This window comes from Oerskovia douganii (assembly GCF_015142735.1).
In the GTDB taxonomy this organism is placed as follows: Bacteria; Actinomycetota; Actinomycetes; order Actinomycetales; family Cellulomonadaceae; genus Oerskovia; species Oerskovia douganii.
Genome location: NZ_JACSPN010000064.1, coordinates 1 through 641, shown reverse-complemented (window position 1 = coordinate 641; position 641 = coordinate 1). Strand labels below are relative to the sequence as shown.

Here is a 641-nt window from a genome sequence, read left to right as displayed (position 1 = left end):
AGAAGAGACAGCGTAGCGGTCCCGATGAGAAACACCGCCGGAGGCGTCGTAGCCCAGGTCGCGCCGGCTAGTGCCCCGATCGCGGTCCCGAGTATCGCCCCGGTGCCCGCTGCGGCGGCAGTTTGCGTCATGATCAGAAGCGCAACTGCCTGCCTGGAGGCCCCCAACGCTCGTCGCCGCCCAAGATCGGACCGACGCACGAGGACGTCTGCCGACACAACCATCACCGTCAGGACAGCACCGCCCGACAAGACGATAAGCAGAAGGTTCCCCGCGAAGGTACCGAGGTCCTCACCGACGCTGTCCTGGAGGCCGGCGAGGATGTCAGGTGCCTGGACGGAGACGTCATTGAGCGCCGCGGGAGCGACGATGCTCAGTGCGATCTGCTGCACCCGGGCGACATCGCGTCCGGGTTCGGAGGTCACATAGAGCGTTCGCGCGACATCGGCGGTGGTCGCCGCAGCTACGACGCCGCTCTCGAGCTCAGGCACCGCGCCGCGCGTACGGAACGTTCCGACGACAGCCCACTGGCGAGAACCCGCGTCGACCGAGCCGGTCGAGGACGTGAACCCGAGCACATCGACCAACGCGGACGAGATGAGTGCCTCACCCGGCCGGGGCCATCGGCCTGACTCGAGCTC

1 protein-coding gene is annotated in these 641 nt (G+C 67.7%); it reads right to left on the bottom strand.

Annotation, left to right across the window (positions count from 1 at the left end; translation table 11 throughout):
• On the bottom strand, positions 1-491 hold a 491-nt coding region (locus H9623_RS19140), incomplete at its 3' end, for an FtsX-like permease family protein (RefSeq protein WP_321575558.1).
• Between the last annotated feature and the right edge of the window lie 150 nt (positions 492-641).